14 protein-coding genes are annotated in these 18207 nt (G+C 73.9%); 1 reads left to right on the top strand and 13 read right to left on the bottom strand.

Features of this window, described 5'->3' with window-relative positions; translation table 11 throughout:
- From ACZDWJ_RS03890 to ACZDWJ_RS03870, 5 genes are all read right to left on the bottom strand, one after another.
- On the bottom strand, positions 1 to 482 hold a 482-nt coding region (locus ACZDWJ_RS03890), incomplete at its 3' end, for a hypothetical protein (RefSeq protein ID WP_463519604.1).
- On the bottom strand, positions 479 to 3139 hold the full coding sequence (locus ACZDWJ_RS03885; protein WP_463519603.1) for a DNA translocase FtsK: 2661 nt from the start codon (positions 3137 to 3139) through the stop codon (positions 479 to 481). The genes ACZDWJ_RS03890 and ACZDWJ_RS03885, both read right to left, overlap by 4 nt.
- Positions 3140 to 3257: 118 nt before the next feature.
- Entirely contained in the window at positions 3258 to 4943 is a 1686-nt protein-coding gene (locus ACZDWJ_RS03880; RefSeq protein ID WP_463519602.1) for a ribonuclease J, read from the bottom strand.
- Positions 4940 to 5848, bottom strand: a complete 909-nt coding sequence (gene dapA / locus ACZDWJ_RS03875) for a 4-hydroxy-tetrahydrodipicolinate synthase (RefSeq protein WP_463519601.1) — start codon at positions 5846 to 5848, stop codon at positions 4940 to 4942. Before dapA ends, ACZDWJ_RS03880 begins: the two co-directional genes overlap by 4 nt.
- Before the next feature lie 24 nt (positions 5849 to 5872).
- Complete coding sequence (locus ACZDWJ_RS03870; RefSeq protein WP_463519600.1) at positions 5873 to 6814, bottom strand: LLM class F420-dependent oxidoreductase; 942 nt, start codon at positions 6812 to 6814, stop codon at positions 5873 to 5875.
- Between the two features lie 212 nt (positions 6815 to 7026).
- On the opposite strand from ACZDWJ_RS03870, the gene ACZDWJ_RS03865 reads away from it, so the two are divergent.
- The gene (locus ACZDWJ_RS03865) at positions 7027 to 8007 is read left to right on the top strand and encodes a glycoside hydrolase family 26 protein (RefSeq protein WP_463519599.1); all 981 of its coding nucleotides are present in this window, start codon (positions 7027 to 7029) and stop codon (positions 8005 to 8007) included.
- 7 nt (positions 8008 to 8014) lie between these two features.
- Here ACZDWJ_RS03865 and treZ read toward each other — a convergent pair whose 3' ends face one another.
- The 8 genes from treZ to gcvT form a co-directional block, all read right to left on the bottom strand.
- Positions 8015 to 9856, bottom strand: coding sequence for a malto-oligosyltrehalose trehalohydrolase (gene treZ, locus ACZDWJ_RS03860; RefSeq protein ID WP_463519598.1), 1842 nt, complete (start codon positions 9854 to 9856; stop codon positions 8015 to 8017).
- Positions 9856 to 12270, bottom strand: a complete 2415-nt coding sequence (gene treY / locus ACZDWJ_RS03855) for a malto-oligosyltrehalose synthase (RefSeq protein WP_463519597.1) — start codon at positions 12268 to 12270, stop codon at positions 9856 to 9858. The genes treZ and treY overlap by 1 nt, the downstream gene beginning before the upstream one ends.
- Positions 12267 to 14507: a glycogen debranching protein GlgX gene (glgX, locus tag ACZDWJ_RS03850; RefSeq protein ID WP_463519596.1), complete on the bottom strand. Its 2241-nt coding sequence runs from the start codon at positions 14505 to 14507 to the stop codon at positions 12267 to 12269. Before glgX ends, treY begins: the two co-directional genes overlap by 4 nt.
- 100 nt (positions 14508 to 14607) lie before the next feature.
- A complete protein-coding gene (locus tag ACZDWJ_RS03845; RefSeq protein WP_463519595.1) occupies positions 14608 to 15087 on the bottom strand; it encodes a dihydrofolate reductase in 480 nt (159 codons plus the stop codon).
- Positions 15088 to 15099: 12 nt separating this feature from the next.
- Positions 15100 to 15912 (bottom strand): thymidylate synthase, encoded by an 813-nt coding sequence (locus ACZDWJ_RS03840; RefSeq protein WP_463519594.1) that lies wholly within the window; start codon positions 15910 to 15912, stop codon positions 15100 to 15102.
- Between the two features lie 10 nt (positions 15913 to 15922).
- Positions 15923 to 16792 carry a PhzF family phenazine biosynthesis protein gene (locus ACZDWJ_RS03835; RefSeq protein WP_463519593.1) on the bottom strand — a complete coding sequence of 290 codons (870 nt, stop codon included), beginning with the start codon at positions 16790 to 16792 and terminating at the stop codon, positions 15923 to 15925.
- Positions 16793 to 16796: 4 nt separating this feature from the next.
- Positions 16797 to 17075 carry a hypothetical protein gene (locus ACZDWJ_RS03830; RefSeq protein WP_463519592.1) on the bottom strand — a complete coding sequence of 93 codons (279 nt, stop codon included), beginning with the start codon at positions 17073 to 17075 and terminating at the stop codon, positions 16797 to 16799.
- A 4-nt stretch (positions 17076 to 17079) separates the two neighbouring features.
- Positions 17080 to 18198, bottom strand: coding sequence for a glycine cleavage system aminomethyltransferase GcvT (gcvT, locus tag ACZDWJ_RS03825; protein ID WP_463519591.1), 1119 nt, complete (start codon positions 18196 to 18198; stop codon positions 17080 to 17082).
- Between the last annotated feature and the right edge of the window lie 9 nt (positions 18199 to 18207).

Below are 18207 nucleotides of genomic sequence, written 5' to 3'. Positions count from 1 at the left end.
TGCGCGCGGGCCGCGGCGATCGCCGCCAGGCCGACGGCGCCCGCGCCGAAGACCAGGGCGCTGACGGGATCGGCGTCCTCACCGGGACGCCCCGCGCCGACGATGCGGGTGGAGAGCGACAGCGGCACGGAGATGGGGCCGTCGCCGGCCTCCTCGCCGCGCGGCAGGACGTCGACGGTGCCGTCGCGCCAGCGACGGCGACGCAGCACCTCGACGGCGTGCACCTGCTCCCAGGTCAGCCCCCGCCAGGTGCGGCCCGAGCGGACCCGCAGGCCCTGCTCGTCGGCGACCCAGAGCGGCGTGCGGGCGTCCCAGCAGGCCTGGCCGTAGGCCGCGGCCAGCCCGGCCATGACCAGGAAGAGCAGCCAGTCGCGGCCGGCGCCGTCGTAGACGGCCCGGGTGAGGTAGGCGAGGGCGACGACGCCGGCCAGGCCGGCGATGGCGCCGGCGACGGTGACGTCGCGGCGGATCTCGAGGTTCACATCTCCCCCTGCAGGGTCGCGATGACGGAGTCGAGCTCGTCGGGCTTGATGAGGACGTCGCGGGCCTTGGAGCCCTCGCTGGGACCGACGACGCCGCGGGACTCCAGGATGTCCATGAGACGTCCGGCCTTGGCGAACCCGACGCGGAGCTTGCGCTGCAGCATCGAGGTCGAGCCGAACTGGGTGGAGACGATCAGCTCGGTGGCCTGGATGACCAGGTCGAGGTCGTCGCCGATCTCGTCGTCGAGCACCCGGTCGGACTTCGCGGGGGCGGTGACGTCCTCGCGGTAGCTGGGCTCGAGCTGGCCCTTGCAGTGCTTGACCACCTGGGCGATCTCGGCCTCGGTGACCCACGAGCCCTGCACGCGGATCGGCTTGGAGGCGCCCATCGGCAGGAAGAGCCCGTCACCCTGCCCGACCAGCTTCTCCGCGCCCGGCTGGTCGAGGATGACCCGGCTGTCGGCGAGGCTGGAGGTGGCGAAGGCCAGCCGGCTGGGGACGTTGGCCTTGATGAGGCCGGTGACGACGTCGACGCTGGGGCGCTGGGTGGCCAGCACCAGGTGGATGCCGGCCGCACGGGCCAGCTGGGTGATGCGGACGACGGCGTCCTCGACGTCGCGCGGGGCGACCATCATGAGGTCGGCGAGCTCGTCGACGATCACCAGCAGGTACGGATAGGGCTCGAGGGTGCGCTCGCTGCCGGGCGGAACCTCGACCTTCCCGGCCCGCACGGCCTTGTTGAAGTCGTCGACGTGGCGGAAGCCGAAGTTGGCGAGGTCGTCGTAGCGCAGGTCCATCTCGCGCACGACCCAGGCCAGCGCCTCGGCGGCCTTCTTCGGATTGGTGATGATCGGGGTGATCAGGTGCGGGACGCCCTCGTAGGCGTTCAGCTCGACCCGCTTGGGGTCGACCATGATCATCCGGACCTCGTCGGGCGTGGCCCGCATGAGCACCGAGGTGATCATCGAGTTGATGAAGCTCGACTTGCCCGAGCCGGTGGCGCCGGCCACCAGCAGGTGCGGCATCTTGGCGAGGTTCGCGACGACGAAGCCGCCCTCGACGTCCTTGCCGAGGCCCGCGACCATCGGGTGGTGGTCCGAGCGGGCCGTGTTCGAGCGCAGGACGTCGCCGAGGGAGACGATCTCCTTGTCGAGGTTCGGGATCTCCACGCCGACCGCGGACTTGCCGGGGATGGGGCTGAGGATCCGCACGTCAGCGCTGGCGACCGCGTAGGCGATGTTCTTCTGGATGCCGGTGATCTTCTCGACCTTGACGCCCGCGCCGAGCTCGACCTCGTAGCGCGTGACCGTCGGGCCGCGGGTGTAGCCGGTGACCTGGGCGTCGATGCCGAACTCGTCGAGCACCTGCGTGAGGCGCCCGACGACGTCGTCGGAGGCCTTCGAGCGGGGCTTGTGCGGCGAGCCGGGCTTGAGGACGTCGGCGGTCGGGAGGCTGTAGACGATGTCGCCGGACAGCGCGAGCTGCTCGACGCGCGCCGGCATCGGGCTGTGCTCGGGCGGGTCGAGCTCCTTGGGCTCGTGGACCGTGAACGCCGGGACGGGCGGGTGGACCTCGGTGGCGGCGTCGTCGGCGTCGTCGGCGTCGGCCGTGCGGGCCGCGGGCGCGGCGAGCGGACCGGTGTCCTCCAGGCCCGCCTCGAGCGCGACGTCGAGGGCGTCCTTGCGCGGCTTGCGGCGCCGGCTCGGCTTCGCGTCGGCGTCGGCGAGCACCGGGGTGTCGTAGGCGGGGTCGCCCATGGCGGGGTCGATGGTGTCCTCGAGGCGACGACGGCGCGCGGAGGGCTGCTCGTCCTCGGGCTCGTGGGTGCGGCCGAGGGCCTGGTCGCGCAGGGCGGCCAGCTTGACCGGCACCTGGTAGACCGGCGTGGCGGTGATGACCAGCAGGCCGAAGACCGCGAGCAGGATCAGCAGCGGGACGACGACGAACGTCGACTGCAGCAGGTCGAGCAGCAGCGAGGAGACGACGTATCCGACCGCTCCCCCGCCCGTCTGCAGCGGAGTGGAGTCCCCGGCCACGGGCTGCGGCGAGCCGTTGGCGATGTGGACGATGCCCAGCAGGCCGAAGAGCAGCGAGGTCCAGCCGATGACCTGGCGGCCGGCCGGGCCGTTGGCGATGGGGTCGCGCATGGTGCGCCAGCCGACGTAGGCCAGGCCCAGCGGCACGAACCAGCCGAGCTTGCCGACGCTGCCGGCGACGGCGGTCTGCAGGAGGCCCAGCACCGGACCGCCGAGCTGGAACCACACCGCCCCGGCCGCGGAGACCGCCAGCGCCCACATCAGCAGGCCGGCGCCGTCGCGGCGGTGGGCGGGATCGAGGTCGCGGGCGCCGTGGCCGATGCCGCGCGCCAGGGCGCCGACGCCGTGCGCGATGCCCAGCCACACCGCCGTCACGCCGCGCAGCGCGGAGCCGAGCAGCCGGGCGACCGGGCTCGGCCCGCTGCGCACGGCGCGTGGGGCCGGCCGCTTGCTGCTCGGGCGCGCGGCGGGACGTCCGGGGCGCTTCTTCGCGCTGGACGCCGGCCGCTTGCCGGTGCTGCGAGCGGTGGACTGGGTACTCCGGGTGCGGTTCGACCCGCCTCGCGAGGAGGCGCTGCTGGTGTTCCGCGAACCCGGCGGGGAAGACGTACGGGTCGCCATGGTGATCAACCTAGGCCACGGTCACACCAGTCACAGGGATATCAGGCGTCACTCTGGTTGGTGTCGCGGTGCGCAGCGGTCCCCCGGCCGACCGGTGGGACCGACGTCGGCGTCCGGCTCAGGCCTCGATGACCACCGGGATGATCATCGGACGCTTGCGGTGGGTGTTGCTGACCCAGCGGCCGATCACGCGGCGCACGGTCTGCTGCAGCTGGTAGGCGTCGGTGCCGCCCTCGGCCAGCGCCCGGTCGAGCGCGTCGGCGATGGCGGGCTTGACGTCCTCGAAGTCGGCGTCCTCGAAGGTGTTGCCGCGGGCGTGGATCTCCGGGCCGCTGGAGACCTTGCCGGTGACGGAGTCGACGACCACGATCACCGAGATGAAGCCCTCCTCGCCGAGGATGCGGCGGTCCTTGAGGTCGGACTCGGTGATGTCGCCCACCGAGGAGCCGTCGACGAAGACGTAGCCGCAGTCGACCTTGCCCGCCACGCTCGCCACGCCGTCGACGAGGTCGACGGCCATGCCGTCGCCCGCGATGACGATGCTCTCGACGCCGGTCTCGCGGGCCAGCGCGCCGTTGGCGAGCATGTGCCGGATCTCGCCGTGCACGGGCAGCACGTTGCGCGGCTTGACGATGTTGTAGCAGTAGAGGAGCTCGCCGGCGCTGGCGTGGCCGGAGACGTGCACCATCGCGTTGCCCTTGTGCACCACGCGGGCGCCCCAGCGCGAGAGGCCGTTGATGACGCGGTAGACGGCGTTCTCGTTGCCGGGGATGAGGCTCGAGGCCAGCAGGACGGTGTCGCCCTCCTCGATGTGCACGAGGTGGTGGTTGCGCTGGGCGATGCGCGAGAGCGCCGACATCGGCTCGCCCTGCGAGCCGGTGGAGATCAGCACCTGGTGCTGCGGCGGCAGGTCGGCGAGCTCCTTGACGTCGACCAGCGTGTTCGGCGGCACCCGGAGATAGCCGAGGTCGCGGGCGATGGCCATGTTGCGCACCATCGAGCGGCCGACGTAGGCGACCTGGCGCTCGTGGGCGTAGGCGGCGTCGAGGATCTGCTGGACGCGGTGCACGTGGGAGGCGAAGCAGGCCACGATGACGCGCTGGCGCGACTCGCGGAAGACCTGGTCGATGACCGGCGTGATCTGCTTCTCCGCCGGCGTGAAGCCCGGCGTCTCGGCGTTGGTGGAGTCGGTGAGGAAGAGGTCGACGCCCTCCTCCCCCAGCCGCGCGAAGGCGCGCAGGTCGGTGATGCGACCGTCGAGCGGCAGCTGGTCCATCTTGAAGTCGCCGGTGTGGAGCACCAGGCCCGCAGGGGTGCGGATGGCGACGGCCAGCGCGTCGGGGATGGAGTGGTTGACCGCGACGAACTCCAGCTCGAAGGGGCCCAGCGTGAGCCGGTCGCCCTCCTTGACCTGGTGGTGGACGGTCTCGCGCAGGCGGTGCTCGCGCAGCTTGGAGTCCAGCAGCGCCAGCGTCAGCTGGGAGCCGATGAGCGGGATGTCCTGGCGCTCGCGCAGGAGGTAGGGCGTCGCGCCGATGTGGTCCTCGTGGCCGTGGGTGAGGACCAGGCCCTCGACGGCGTCGAGGCGGTCGCGGATCGACGACCAGTCCGGGAGGATGAGGTCGACGCCCGGGTGGTGGTCCTCGGGGAAGAGGACGCCACAGTCGACGATCAGCAGGCGGCCGCCGTACTCGAAGGCGGTCATGTTGCGCCCGACGTCGCCGAGACCACCGAACGGCGTGACGCGCAGCGCGCCCTCGGCCAGCGGCTCGGGGGTGGACAGCTCGGGGTGGGAGTGGCTCATCGCAGCAGTCCCGCCGCGTCGAGGCCGGCACGCAGCGCGTCGTACTCGGCGTCGTCGAGCGCGCTCAGCGGCGAGCGGACCGTGCGGTGCTCGAGCACGCCCAGCAGCTGCAGGGCGCCCTTGGCGGTGGTGGCGCCGTAGTTCGGCACGCCCATGACCGCCTCGAAGGCAGGCATCAGCCGCAGGAAGGTGGTCCGCGCGGCGGCGAGGTCGCCGGCGAGGAAGTCGTCGATCATCGAGGCCAGCTCGCGGCCCGCCGCGTGGCCGACGACGCTGACCAGCCCGCACGCGCCGTGGGCGAGGAAGCCGAGGGTGTTGACGTCGTCGCCGGAGTAGACGGCGTAGCCGAGGTCGACGAGGCGGGCGGCTCGTGGCATGTCGCCGAGGGCGTCCTTCACCGCGACGACCTGCTCCCAGCCGGCCATCTCCTCGTAGCTGGCGAGGTCGATCGTGCTGCCGGTGCGGCCCGGGACGTCGTAGAGCATCACCGGGAGCTCGGCGGCGTCGACGACCTGGCGGAAGTGCGCGAGCATGCCGCGCTGGCCGGGGCGGTTGTAGTAGGGCGAGACCAGCAGGACGGCGTCGGCGCCGCGCTCGCGGGCCTGACGCGCCAGCGTCAGCGAGGTGCGGGTGTCGTTGGTGCCCACGCCGGCCACCAGCGGGACGTCGGGGCCGACGGCGTCGCGGACCGCCGCGAGCACCTCGCCGTCCTCGTCGGTGGTGGTGGTCGGGGACTCGCCGGTGGTGCCGGAGACGACCAGGCCGTCGTTGCCGTGGGCGAGGAGGTGCTGGGCCACGCGCTGCACCGAGTCGAGGTCGAGCGAGCCATCCGGGTGGAACGGCGTCGCCATCGCGGTGAGCATCCGCCCGAACGGGGCGGCGGGGGCTGCGGGGGCGTCGGTCACGGTCGTCAGGCTAGCGCTCGGCGCTCACAGAGCAGGCATCACGGCCGAGGCCACGAGACGCAGGTGGTCGAGGTCGGAGAGGTCGAGCGTCTGCAGGTAGAGGCGGCTCTGCCCGGCCTCGGCGTAGCGGCCGATCGTGTCGATCACCTCGGGCACCAGACCGGCCAGGCCGTTCTCGCGCAGCTCGCCCACCTCGCGTCCGATCGCCGCCGCCCGACGCTCCAGCTCGGCCTCGGTCTCGGCCACGCAGAGCACCAGCGCGGTGGAGTAGACGAGGGAGTCGGGGTCGCGACCGATCTCCTCGCAGGCGCGCCGCACCCGCTGGATCTGCGCCTGGCCGTCGTCGAAGGACATGAAGGGGACGTTGAACTCGTCGGCGTAGCGCGCGGTCAGCGCCGGGGTGCGGCGCTTGCCGCCGCCCCCGATGAGCACCGGCGGGCCACCCGCGTGCCCGGAGGTCTGCGTCGGCTTGGGCAGTCCGGGCGAGTCGAGGACCGTGTAGTGCTCGCCGCGGTGGGTGAAGCCGCCGGCGTCGCCGTCGGCGGTCCACAGGCCGGTGACGACGGCCAGCTGCTCCTCGAACCGGTCGAAGCGGGTGCGGGTGTCGGGGAAGGGGATGGCGTACTTCTCGTGCTCGGCGGCGAACCAGCCGGCGCCCAGGCCCAGCTCGATCCGGCCTCCGCTCATCTGGTCGACCTGCGCCACCGAGATCGCCAGCGGCCCGGGGTGCCGGAAGGTCGCGCTGGTCATCATCGTGCCGAGACGGATCGTGGAGGTCTCCCGCGCCAGCGCGCCCAGGGTGACCCAGGCGTCGGTCGGGCCGGGCAGCCCCGGGGTGCCCATGCCGAGGTAGTGGTCGGAGCGGAAGAAGGCCCCGAAGCCGAGGCGCTCGGCCTCCTGGGCGACCGTGAGGAGGTCGTCGTAGGTGGCGCCCTGCTGAGGCTCGGTGAACACGCGCAGCTCCATGCGGCCCAGCCTGCCACGCCCACGCGCGTCGCGACCCGTCAGCCCGGGTCGCCCCCGGGTCTCACGGAGCGATCGATCGGTGCGTTTCCCTGCGGAGCGCGCGGCGGGCGCCGATGGTGGGCAGGACCGCCCCGCCCCCACGGGCGGTCGCGCACCACCCTCGCCACCCCGATCCCCCCGGATCCCCCGGATCCACAGCTCCCGGAGCCACCATGGACGCCGCCGTGACCCGCCGCACCCTCCTCGCCGGCCTCCTCGCCACCGGCGCGACGGCCGCCGTCGCCGGCCCGGCGCAGGCCCGCGCGTCCCGCACCACCGGCGTCACGGCCTCGAGCGCAGGCCTGACCGCCGCGCGCCTCGGCCTGGCGTCGCCGGGCCTGCCGTGGTCGGGCGACGCGTTCCTCTCCACCTCCGCCGCGCTGGGCGTCACGCCCGCCAGCGCGACGTTCTTCCTGGCCTGGGCCGGCCGCCCGGACTTCCCGACCTCCCCGGCACGGGCGCTGGCCCAGCGCGGCGTGGTCCCCGTGCTGACCTGGGAGCCGTGGGACCCCGCCGCCGGCGTCACGCAGCCGGCCTACGCGTGCGCCGCGATCGCCGGCGGCGCGCACGACGCCTACCTCACCTCCTTCGCCCAGCAGGTGAGGGCCTACGGCGGGCGGGTCGTCATCCGGCTCATGCACGAGGCCAACGGCAGCTGGTACCCCTGGGCCGTGGCCGTCAACGGCAACTCCGCGGCGTCCTACGTCGCCGCGTGGCGGCGCGTCCAGGGGATCTTCGCCAAGGTCGGCGCCACCAACGCCGAGCTGCGGTTCTGCGTCAACACCGACGGCGACCCGGCGATGCCGCGCTTCGAGACCTTCTACCCCGGCGACCGGCACGTCGGCTCGGTCTCGGTGGACGGCTACAACTGGGGCACCACGCAGGCGTGGTCGCGGTGGACCTCCTTCGCGGATCTCGTCGACGGCCCCGTGGCCCGCCTGCGAGCGATCAGCACGCGGCCGGTGCACGTCGACGAGACGGCCTGCGCGGAGCAGGGCGGCTCGAAGGCCTCCTGGATCGCCGCGATGGACGCCTATCTCGCCGCGCACCCGGAGATCGTCAGCGTCACCTGGTTCGACTTCGCCAAGGAGGCCGACTGGCGGGTCTGCTCGACGCAGGCCTCGCTCGACGCGTTCCGCTCCGCCCTGGCCTGAGCCGCTCTCAGGCCAGCTCGACGACCGCCCCGGTGTGGGCGGGCAGCCGCAGCGCGGCGCCGTCGAGCGCCACGGCGTCGTCGGTGGCCAGCAGCAGCGCGTCCGGACCGAGGGCGGTCGGCAGGTCGACCTCGACGACGTCGGCGCCCAGGTTCGCCAGCACCAGCAGGCGTCCGCGGCGCATCCGCACCAGGTCGTCCTCCATCTCGCAGTCGGTGCTGCCGAAGCGCGGATCGGTGAGCTCGGGCCGCGCGCGTCGCAGGGCGATGAGCGCGCGGTGGAGCGACAGGATGCGCGCGTGCCGGCCGTCCTCGCGCTCGTCCCACGCGAGCCGCGAGCGCTCGAACGTGGCGGGGTCCTGGGGGTCGGGGACGACGTCGGGGTCCCAGCCCATCGCCTCGAACTCCGCGAGGCGCCCCTCGGCGGTGGCGCGACCGAGCTCCGGCTCGGGGTGGGAGGTGAAGAACTGGAAGGGCGTCGAGGCCGCCCACTCCTGGCCCTGGAAGAGCATGGGGGTGAAGGGCGCGGTGAGCAGCAGCAGCGCCGAGCAGGCGATCAGGCCCTCGTCGAGGTGCGCGTCGGGCCGGTCGCCGACGGCGCGGTTGCCGACCTGGTCGTGGTTCTGGGTGGTGACGACGAAGCGCCAGGTGGGGGTCGTGGCGGTGTCGATCGGCACACCGTGCGGACGGCCGCGGAAGCTGCTCCACGTGCCGTCGTGGAGGAAGCCGCGCGTCATCACCTTCGGCAGCGCGTGCGGGTCGGCGAAGTCGGCGTAGTAGCCGTCGGTCTCGCCGGTGATCGCGACGTGCAGGGCGTGGTGGACGTCGTCGCTCCACTGGGCGTGCAGGCCGAGCCCACCGGCCTCGCGCGGGGTGATCAGGCGGGGGTCGTTGAGGTCGGACTCCGCGATGAGGGTGAGGGGCCGGCCGAGGTGGGCGGCGAGCGCGTCGGTCTCGACCGAGAGCACCTCGAGGAGGTGGCGCGGCGAGGCGTCGCGCAGGGCGTGGACGGCGTCGAGCCGCAGCCCGTCGACGTGGAGGTCGAGCAGGAACGTCGCGGCGTCGTCGAGGATCAGCCGGCGCACCTCCTGCGCGCCGTCGCCGTCGAGGTTGACGAGGTCGCCCCAGGTGCTGCGGCCCTCCTTGAGATAGGGCCCGAAGAGGGGCAGGTAGTTGCCCGACGGCCCCAGGTGGTTGTGGACGACGTCCTGCACCACGCCCAGCCCGGCGGCGTGGCAGGCGTCGACGAAGCGGGCGTAGGCCGCCGGCCCGCCGTACGCCTCGGCGACCGCGAACCAGCCGACGCCGTCGTAGCCCCAGTTGTGGGTGCCGTTGACGGCGTTGACCGGCATCAGCTCCACGAGGTCGACGCCGAGGTCGACGAGGTGGCCGAGCCGGCCGATCGCCGCGTCGAGGGTTCCCTCGGGGGTGAAGGTGCCGACATGGAGCTCGTAGACCACCGATCCGGCCAGCGCGCGGCCGGTCCAGCCGTGGTCGGTCCACGGGAGGGCCGAGGGGTCGACGGTGCGCGAGAGGCCGTGGACGCCGTCGGGCTGGCGCCGCGAGCGCGGATCGGGCCGCGGGGTGGCGTCGTCGTCGAGGAGGTAGCCGTAGTCGACCTCACCGGCGGCGAGCAGCTCGGCGGCCGGAACCTCGGGGGTCCACCAGCCGTCGTCGTCGCGGTGCATGGCCAGCATGCGCTCGCCGTCGGCGCCGCGCACCAGCAGCCGGACGCGCTCGGGGCGCGGCGCCCACACGTCGAGCACCGGTCGCCGGGCGTGGGTGGAGCGGGGATCGCGCCGGGTGGCCAGGTCGAGCGCGGTGAGCGGCGGCAGCGGCATGGGCGGCATCAGGAGTCCTCCCGGACCAGCAGGGCGACGGGCAGGTCGGCGAGCAGGTCGGAGATGCGCGCCCGGCCCTCGACGGCGCGGCCCGTGAGGGCGTCGCGCCAGGTGCCGGCGGGCAGGGCGAGCGTGGTGTCGCCCCAGCCGCCGGACCGCTCGAGGCCGAGCGGGAGGCGGGTGGCCACCGCGACCAGCCCGCCGCGGTCGTAGGCGACCAGGTGGTCGGCCGCGGCGCCCTCGGCGTGCAGCGGGACGTGGCCGGTGAGGAGCTCGGGCCGGTCGCGGCGCAGGCGCAGGGCCGTCGCGGTGAGGCGAAGCTTGGCGGCGCCGGGATCGTCGAGACCCCCGACGAGCCGCACGGGCCCCTCGGCGGCGTCGACCTCGGCGAGCAGGCGCGCCCGGGCGTCGAGGTCGACGGGCCGGCGGTTGTCGGGGTCGACGAGCGACTGCTCCCACAGCTCCGCGCCCTGGTAGACGTCGGGGACGCCGGGCAGGGTGAGCGCGAGCAGCCTCGCCGCGAGCGCGTTGCTCCAGCCGGGATCGACGATCCGCGCGAGCAGGCCGTCGCGGACCTCCCGGACGCGGGCGTCGTCGAAGGCGGCGTCGACGAGCGCGTGCGCGGCCGCCTCGAACTCCTCGTCGGGGTCGGTCCAGGCGGTGCCGGAGCCGGCCTCGCGCATCGCCTTCTCGGCGTAGCCGTGCAGCCGTGCGCGGTAGTCGTCCTCGATCGCGGCCCCTCCCCCGGGCCAGGCGCCGAGGATCGCCTGCCACAGCAGCGAGGCGAGCACCGGGTCGGGCGAGGGGACGGCCGCCAGCAGGGCGTCGAGGGCCTCGGCCCACTCCTGCGGGCACTCGGCCAGCACGGCGATGCGGGCGCGGACGTCCTCGCCGCGCTTGGTGTCGTGGGTGCTCAGCGTCGTCATGGCGTGCGGGAGGCGCTCCTGGCGCCGCTGCATCGCGGCGTGCAGGGCGTCGACGTCGATCGCGAACAGGCCCGGGTCGCCGCCGACCTCGTTGAGGGAGGTCAGACGGGCGTAGCGGTAGAAGGCGCAGTCCTCGACGCCCTTGGCCATCACCATGCCGCTGGTCTGCTGCAGCCGCTTGGCGGCGGCGAGGTCGGCGTCGCGCAGCCAGGGCTCGAGCACCTCGAGGGTCGCCGCGAGGTCAGGGCGCGCGGCGCGGGCGCGGGCGAGGGCCTCGTCGAGGTGCTCCTCGCCCTCGGGCAGGTAGGAGCGGTAGACCGGGAAGCAGGCCAGCAGCTCGGCGACGGCGTCCTCGGCCCGGTACGCGGGCAGCGTGGGCAGGTGGCGGCGCAGGTCGCGGACGATGCGGCGCACCTCGCTGCTCAGGATGCCGTCGGCGACGCCGCGCTTGAGGTCGTGGACCATCGCCGGGTAGTCGACGCGCTCGCCCGCGGGGAGGCCGTGCAGGCGCGCCTCGAGGGCGTCGAGCGGCTCCTCGCCGGCGGGGTCGGTGAGCACGCGGTCGATCAGCGCGAGGACGTCGTAGCCGGTGGTGCCGTCCGTGGCCCAGGAGGCCGGCAGCTCCTCGCCCGGCTCGAGGATCTTCTCGACGAGCACGTACGCGCCGTCGGTGAGCTCGGCGAGGTCCTCGAGGTAGCCGCGGGGGTCGCGCAGGCCGTCGGGATGGTCGACCCGCAGACCGTCGACGAGGCCCTCGCGGAACCAGCGGCCGATCTCGACGTGGGTCTCGGCGAAGACCTCGGGCTCCTCCACCCGCACGGCGGCGAGGGTGTTGACGGCGAAGAACCGGCGGTAGTTCAGGGCGTCGTCGGCCTCGCGCCACGAGACCAGCTCGTAGTGCTGACGCGCGTGGACCGCGTCGGGATCCTCGTCCGGACCCTCGGCGGTGCCGGGCGCCACCGGGAAGGCCTGGTCCCAGTAGTGCAGCTCGAGGCCCTGCTCGCCCTCGACGAGGCTCAGGTGCGCGATGGGCGACGGGCCGCCCTGCGCGACCGGCGAGAGGTCGTCGTCGCCGACGACGGGGATGCGCAGGCGCTGCTCCCCGGCGTCCCAGTCGACGTCGAAGACGTGCGCGTGCTCGGCGTCGCGGCCCTCGCGCAGCACCTCCCACCACCAGGGGTCCTCGGCCGGCGTGGCGACGCCGACGTGGTTGGGCACCACGTCGACGAGCACGCCCATGCCAGCGCCGTGGGCGGCCTCGGCGAGCGCCTGCAGCCCCGCCTCGCCGCCGCGGTCCTCGTCGAGGCGATCGTGGGCGACGACGTCGTAGCCGTGGGTGGAGCCGGGCTCCGCGGCCAGGATCGGCGAGAGGTAGACCCAGTCGACGCCGAGCTCGCGCAGGTAGCCGATGCGACGTGCGGCCTCGTGGAGGTCGAGGTCGGCGCTGAGCTGCAGGCGGTAGGTGGAGACCGGGGCCGAGGCGGGCGTGCGGGTCACGCCTCCGCCCCGCCCTCGAGCTGGGCGGCGACCGACGCGGCGGCCGAGTGGTCGACCTCCGGCGGCGCCGGCGCGTGCTGCTGCAGCACCAGGACGCTGCGTCCGGGCAGCCGCACCTGCGCGCCCGCCGCGAGGCCCTCGTCGTCGGGGCCGGCGTCGACCGTGGCGGAGGTGTCGAGGGCGACCTGCCAGCCCGCGGCGTACTCCTCGGCCGGCAGGGTGGCGTCGACGTCGTCGGGGCCGGCGTTGAACCACAGCAGGAAGTGGTCGTCGACGATCGGCCGGCCGCGCTCGTCGTCGCCGGCGATGGCGTCGCCGTTGAGGTACATGCCGAGCACGTGCCCGCCGTCCCAGTCGCCGTCGGCCATCCGCCGGCCGTCGGGGTGCAGCCACACGATGTCGTCCAGGCCGTCGCCGCCCCCGCCCTCGCGGCCCTCGACGGGCTCCGCGGTGGGCGAGCCGGTGAAGAACCGCCGACGCCGGAAGGTCGGGTGGTCGCGACGCAGCGCCGCGACGGCCGCGGTGAACTCCAGCAGCGGCTCGTCGACCCGGTCCCAGTGCATCCAGGCGATCTCGGAGTCCTGGGCGTAGGTGTTGTTGTTGCCCTGCTGGGTGCGGCCGGTCTCGTCGCCGTGCAGGATCATCGGGACGCCCTGGGAGAGCAGCAGCGTCGCGAGCACGTTGCGCTGGGTCAGCGCCCGCAGCCGCAGCACCTCGGGATCGTCGGTGGGGCCCTCGACGCCGAAGCTCTGGGAGCGGTTGTGGCTCTCGCCGTCCTGGTCGTCCTCGCCGTTGGCCTCGTTGTGCTTGGACTCGTACGACACGAGGTCGCGCAGCGTGAAGCCGTCGTGGGCGGTGACGAAGTTGATGCTGGCGAACGGTCGGCGTCCGGAGTGCTCGTAGAGGTCCGCGGAGCCTGCGAGCCGGCTGGCGAGCTCGCCCAGGCCCGGCTCGCCGCGCCAGAAGTCGCGCACGCAGTCGCGGAACTTCCCGTTCCACTCCGACCACTGCGGCGGGAAGCCGCCGACCTGGTAGCCGCCGGGGCCGACGTCCCAGGGCTCGGCGATGAGCTTGACCTGGCTGACGACCGGGTCCTGCTGGACGAGCTCGAAGAACGTGGCGAGCCGGTCGACCTCGTAGAACTCGCGGGCGAGGGTGGCGGCGAGGTCGAAGCGGAACCCGTCGACGTGCATCTCGGTGACCCAGTAGCGCAGCGAGTCCATGAGCAGCTGCAGCGAGTGCGGGTGCCGCACGTTGAGGCTGTTGCCGTTGCCGGTGTAGTCCATGTAGTAGCGCGGGTCGTCGTCGACGAGGCGGTAGTAGGCCTGGTTGTCGATGCCCTTGAGGCTCAGCGTCGGGCCGAGGTGGTTGCCCTCGGCGGTGTGGTTGTAGACGACGTCGAGGATGACCTCGATGCCCGCCGCGTGGAGCGTCTTGACCATCGCCTTGAACTCCTGGACCTGCTGGCCGCGCCCGGGCTCGGCGTGGTCGGCGGCGGAGTAGTCGGCATGCGGGGCGAAGAAGCCGATCGTGTTGTAGCCCCAGTAGTTGCGCAGGCCCCGCTCGAGCAGGGCGTGGTCCTGGATGAACTGGTGCACCGGCATCAGCTCCACCGCGGTGACGCCGAGCCGCTGCAGGTGCTCGACGACCGCCGGGTGGCCCATCGCGGCGTAGGTGCCGCGCTGCTCCTCGGGGATCTCCGGATGCAGCCGGGTCAGGCCCTTGACGTGCGCCTCGTAGATGACGGTCTCGTTGTAGGGCCGCGCGGGCGGGCGGTCGTCCTCCCAGTCGAAGAACGGGTTGATGACGACGCCGAGCATCATGTGCGCCGCGGAGTCGTCGTCGTTGCGGGCGTCCTCGTCGCCGAAGGGGTAGGAGAACAGGCTCGGGTCCCAGTCGAGGTCGCGCGTCGTGGCCTTGGCGTAGGGGTCGAGCAGCAGCTTGGCCGGGTTGCAGCGCAGGCCGGCGGCGGGGTCCCACGGACCGTGCACGCGGTAGCCGTAGCGCTGGCCGGGCTGCACGCCCGGCAGGTAGGCGTGCCAGACGTGCGCGTCGACCTCGACCAGCTCGACGCACTCCTCGCGCAGCGCGGCGCCCTCGCCGGGGGCCGCCTCGGGGTCGTCGTCGAAGAGGCAGAGCACGACCTTCTCGGCGACCTCGCTGAACAGCGCGAAGTTCGTCCCCCGACCGTCGAACGTCGCCCCCAGCGGGTAGGCGGTGCCAGGCCAGATCTCCACGTGCGTCCCCTCGTCCACCGCGGCCGGACGCCGACGGTTTGAACGATCCAATCAGTGATGGGGTCGGTCGGGGACCACCCAGCCGGGGGGACGTGAGCGCTCAGGTGACCCGGCGCAGCCAGACGCGCTCGAAGCCCTCGAAGACCTCGCGATCGGTCTCCTCCCACTCCGCCTCGCGGAAGGCGGGGTAGCGGACGTCGCCGGGCGGGTCGAGCGGGATGATGCTGAGGATCTGCTCGCTGGCCAGCGGCAGCGCGGCCTCGTAGACCTGCGCACCGCCGGCGATGATCACCTCGCCGTCGTGCAGGGCGGCCTTCATCAGCGCCTGCTCGAGGCCGTGGGCGACGATGACGTCGTCGTGGCCCGGGCTCCAGGAGCGGTCGCGGGTGAGCACGATCGTGGTGCGTCCCGGCAGCGGACGGCCGATCGACTCGTAGGTGGTGCGCCCCATCACCAGCGTGTGGCCCAGCGTCACCTCCTTGAAGAGCCGCTGCTCGCCGGGCACCGACCACGGGATGTCGGGGCCGTCGCCGATGACGCCGTTGCGCGCGACCGCGGCCACGCAGATGACCCGCTTCATCGTCGTCGCCCCTCAGACCGCGACCGGCGCCGAGATGGCCGGGTGGGGGTCGTAGCCCTCGAGCGCGATGTGCTCGAGGTCGAAGGCGTCGAGGTCGGTGATCGAGGGGTCGAGCACCAGGCGCGGCAGCGGACGCGGCTCGCGGGTGAGCTGCAGGCGGGCCTGGTCGAGGTGGTTGAGGTAGAGGTGGGCGTCGCCGAGGGTGTGCACGAAGTCGCCGGGCACCAGGCCGGTGACCTGGGCGACCAGGTGCGTGAGCAGCGCGTAGGAGGCGATGTTGAACGGGACGCCGAGGAAGACGTCGCCCGAGCGCTGGTAGAGCTGGCAGCTCAGCCGTCCGGGACCGCCCGCGGGGTCGGGCGCCACGTGGAACTGGAAGAGGGTGTGGCACGGCGCCAGCGCCATCTCGGGGATGTCGGCGACGTTCCAGGCCGAGACGACGTGACGTCGGGAGTCGGGGTCGCGGCGGATCTGCTCGACGATCTGCGCGAGCTGGTCGACGGTGCGACCGTCCGGGGTCGGCCACGAGCGCCACTGCTTGCCGTAGACCGGGCCGAGGTCGCCGTGCTCGTCGGCCCACTCGTCCCAGATGCTGATGCCGCGCTCCTTGAGCCAGGCGATGTTGGTGTCGCCGCGCAGGAACCACAGCAGCTCGCCGAAGACCGAGCGCGTGTGCACCTTCTTGGTGGTGACCAGCGGGAACCCCGCGGCGAGGTCGAAGCGCATCTGGTGCCCGAAGACCGACAGCGTGCCCGTGCCGGTGCGATCGCCCTTCTCGACGCCCTCGTCGAGGATGCGCTGGACGAGGTCGAGGTAGGCCCGCATGGGCACGAATCTACCGGCCGCCGACGGCTGCGAGCGCGACGCTCCCGCGGATGGTCGTCGCCGTGGCGCCGCCGACCCACACCTCGTCACCCTCGCGCCGCACCCGCACCCGGCCCGCGCGGCCCAGCACGGTGCCCTGGGCGGCGAGGTAGGCCTCGGGCAGGCGGGTGCCGGCGAGCCACTGGCCCAGGCCGGCGTTGAGGCTCCCCGTGACGGGGTCCTCCCCCACGCCGAGGCTGGGCACGAACGCGCGGACCTCCAGGGCGACGCCGTCGCCGTGCCCGTCGGCGCCGGGATGCAGCCCCGCGACGCCGACCTTGAGCTCGCCCAGGGCGGGCAGGTCGGGACGCAGCGCCAGCACGCGCTCGGCGTCGCGCAGGAGCACGCCGAGCCAGCCGGGGCCGTTGTCGAGCCAGGTGGCCTCGAGGACGTCGTCGGGCGCGAGGGCGAGCGCGGCGCGGACCTGGGCGAGGTCGGCGTCGTCGACCGGGCCGCTGCGCAGCAGCGGCGGCGCGGCGAAGGACAGCGCCGCGGCGCTCCCGGCCTCGCGGGCCACGCGGACCAGCCCGACGCCGCACTCCTGCACGAGCATGGACGGGTCGCGCGGGGCGCCGCCGGCCTCGAGCCAGGCGTGGGCCGTGCCGAGCGTCGGGTGGCCGGCGAACGGGAGCTCGGCGCCCGGTGTGAAGATCCGCACCCGGTAGTCGGCGGCGGGATCGGCGGGCCGCAGCAGGAAGGTGGTCTCGGAGAGGTTCGTCCAGCGGGCGAAGGCGGCCATCGTGGCGTCGTCGAGGCCGTCGGCGTCGTGGACGACGGCCACCGGGTTGCCGAGATGGCTGGATCCGGAGCCGAAGACGTCGACCTGGCGGAAGCCGAGCACGGGCTCAGGCCTCCAGGCTCATCGGACCGTAGACCTCGCGATCGGCCTCGAGCAGGGTGACGCTGCGCGCGCCGGCGTCGAGGAGCTCGCGCCAGACCTCGCCGAGCCACGACTCGGCGTCGCCCTGGCTGGCGAAGCGCTGGGCCACCAGCGCGGCGGCGTCGGGAGCGGCCGCGGGGTCGACGACGAGCTCGGCGCCGGAGGCGTCGAGGAGCCGCCAGGCCCAGGGCTGCTCCTCGGGCGTCGGCTGGCGGAACGCGGGCGGGATGTCAGGCAGGTTCACGGGTTCAGCCCTCCCGGACCGACGAGGAGACGAAGGGGGGTGCGGTGACGGTGAAGGCCTCGCGGCGGCCCCGGACGTCGACCGCGACCTCGGCGCCGACGGCCACCGAGGCGTCCAGCAGCGCCAGTCCGACGCCACGGCGCAGCGTCGGGGAGAAGGTGCCGGAGGTGATCTCGCCGAGGGCGGCGCCGTCCTCGCCGAGGACGGTCATGTGGGCGCGGGGGATGCCGCGTCCGACCGCCGCCAGCCCGCGCAGGACGCGCGTGGCGCCGGCCGCGCGCTGGGCGAGGAGGGGCTCGCGGCCCCAGAAGGCCGCCTTGCTCCAGCCGACGGCCCAGCCGAGGCGGGCCTCGACGGGGCTGATGTCCAAGGAGACGTCCTGGCCGTGGAGCGGGTAGCCCATCTCGGTGCGCAGGGTGTCGCGGGCGCCGAGGCCGGCCGGGAGCAGGCCGTGCGGCTCGCCGGCGGCGACGAGGGCGTCCCACAGCGCGCCGGCGGCGGAGGCGGCGAGCACCAGCTCGTAGCCGCGCTCGCCGGTGTAGCCGGTGCGGCAGACGACGACCTCGACTCCCCCGGCGGCCTCGGCGGAGGTGGTCACGAAGCTCATGTAGTCATGCCCGGCGGGCAGGCCGACCGCCTCGAGGACGGCGTCGCTGGCCGGGCCCTGGACCGCGAGGACGGCCTGCTCGCGGTGGAGGTCGGTGATGGTGACGCCCGCAGGCGCCGCGGCGCGCAGGCGCCGCACGACCTCGGCGGTGTTGGCGGCGTTGGGCACCAGGAGGACGTCGTCGTCGGCGACGAGGTAGGCGATGAGGTCGTCGACCACGCCGCCGGTGGCGTCGTCGCAGCACAGCGTGTACTGCGCCTGGCCGGGGGCGATGCGGCCGAGGTCGTTGCTGAGGGTGGCGTTCACGAGCTCCGCGGCGCCCGGGCCGGTGACCCGCGCCTTGCCGAGGTGGCTGACGTCGAAGAGGCCGACGGCCTCGCGGACCGCCGTGTGCTCCTTGACGACGCCGGTGGCGTACTCCAGCGGCATCGACCAGCCGCCGAACTCGCCGAGCTTGGCGCCGAGGGCGAGATGACGGTCGTGGAGCGGCGAGGTGAGCAGGTCGGCGTCGGCCATGGGCCGAAC

This window comes from Nocardioides sp. B129/18 (assembly GCF_055282735.1).
This window is presented reverse-complemented; position numbering and strand designations above follow the sequence as displayed.

Excerpts from the sequence above, each read along its gene's own strand:
- ACZDWJ_RS03885 (WP_463519603.1), bottom strand. The coding sequence starts at position 3,139 with ATGGCGACCCGTACGTCTTCCCCGCCGGGTTCGCGGAACACCAGCAGC.
- ACZDWJ_RS03880 (WP_463519602.1), bottom strand. The coding sequence starts at position 4,943 with ATGAGCCACTCCCACCCCGAGCTGTCCACCCCCGAGCCGCTGGCCGAG.
- ACZDWJ_RS03870 (WP_463519600.1), bottom strand. The coding sequence starts at position 6,814 with ATGGAGCTGCGCGTGTTCACCGAGCCTCAGCAGGGCGCCACCTACGAC.
- ACZDWJ_RS03865 (WP_463519599.1), top strand. The coding sequence starts at position 7,027 with ATGGACGCCGCCGTGACCCGCCGCACCCTCCTCGCCGGCCTCCTCGCC.
- treZ (WP_463519598.1), bottom strand. The coding sequence starts at position 9,856 with ATGCCGCCCATGCCGCTGCCGCCGCTCACCGCGCTCGACCTGGCCACC.
- ACZDWJ_RS03845 (WP_463519595.1), bottom strand. The coding sequence starts at position 15,087 with ATGAAGCGGGTCATCTGCGTGGCCGCGGTCGCGCGCAACGGCGTCATC.
- ACZDWJ_RS03840 (WP_463519594.1), bottom strand. The coding sequence starts at position 15,912 with ATGCGGGCCTACCTCGACCTCGTCCAGCGCATCCTCGACGAGGGCGTC.
- gcvT (WP_463519591.1), bottom strand. The coding sequence starts at position 18,198 with ATGGCCGACGCCGACCTGCTCACCTCGCCGCTCCACGACCGTCATCTC.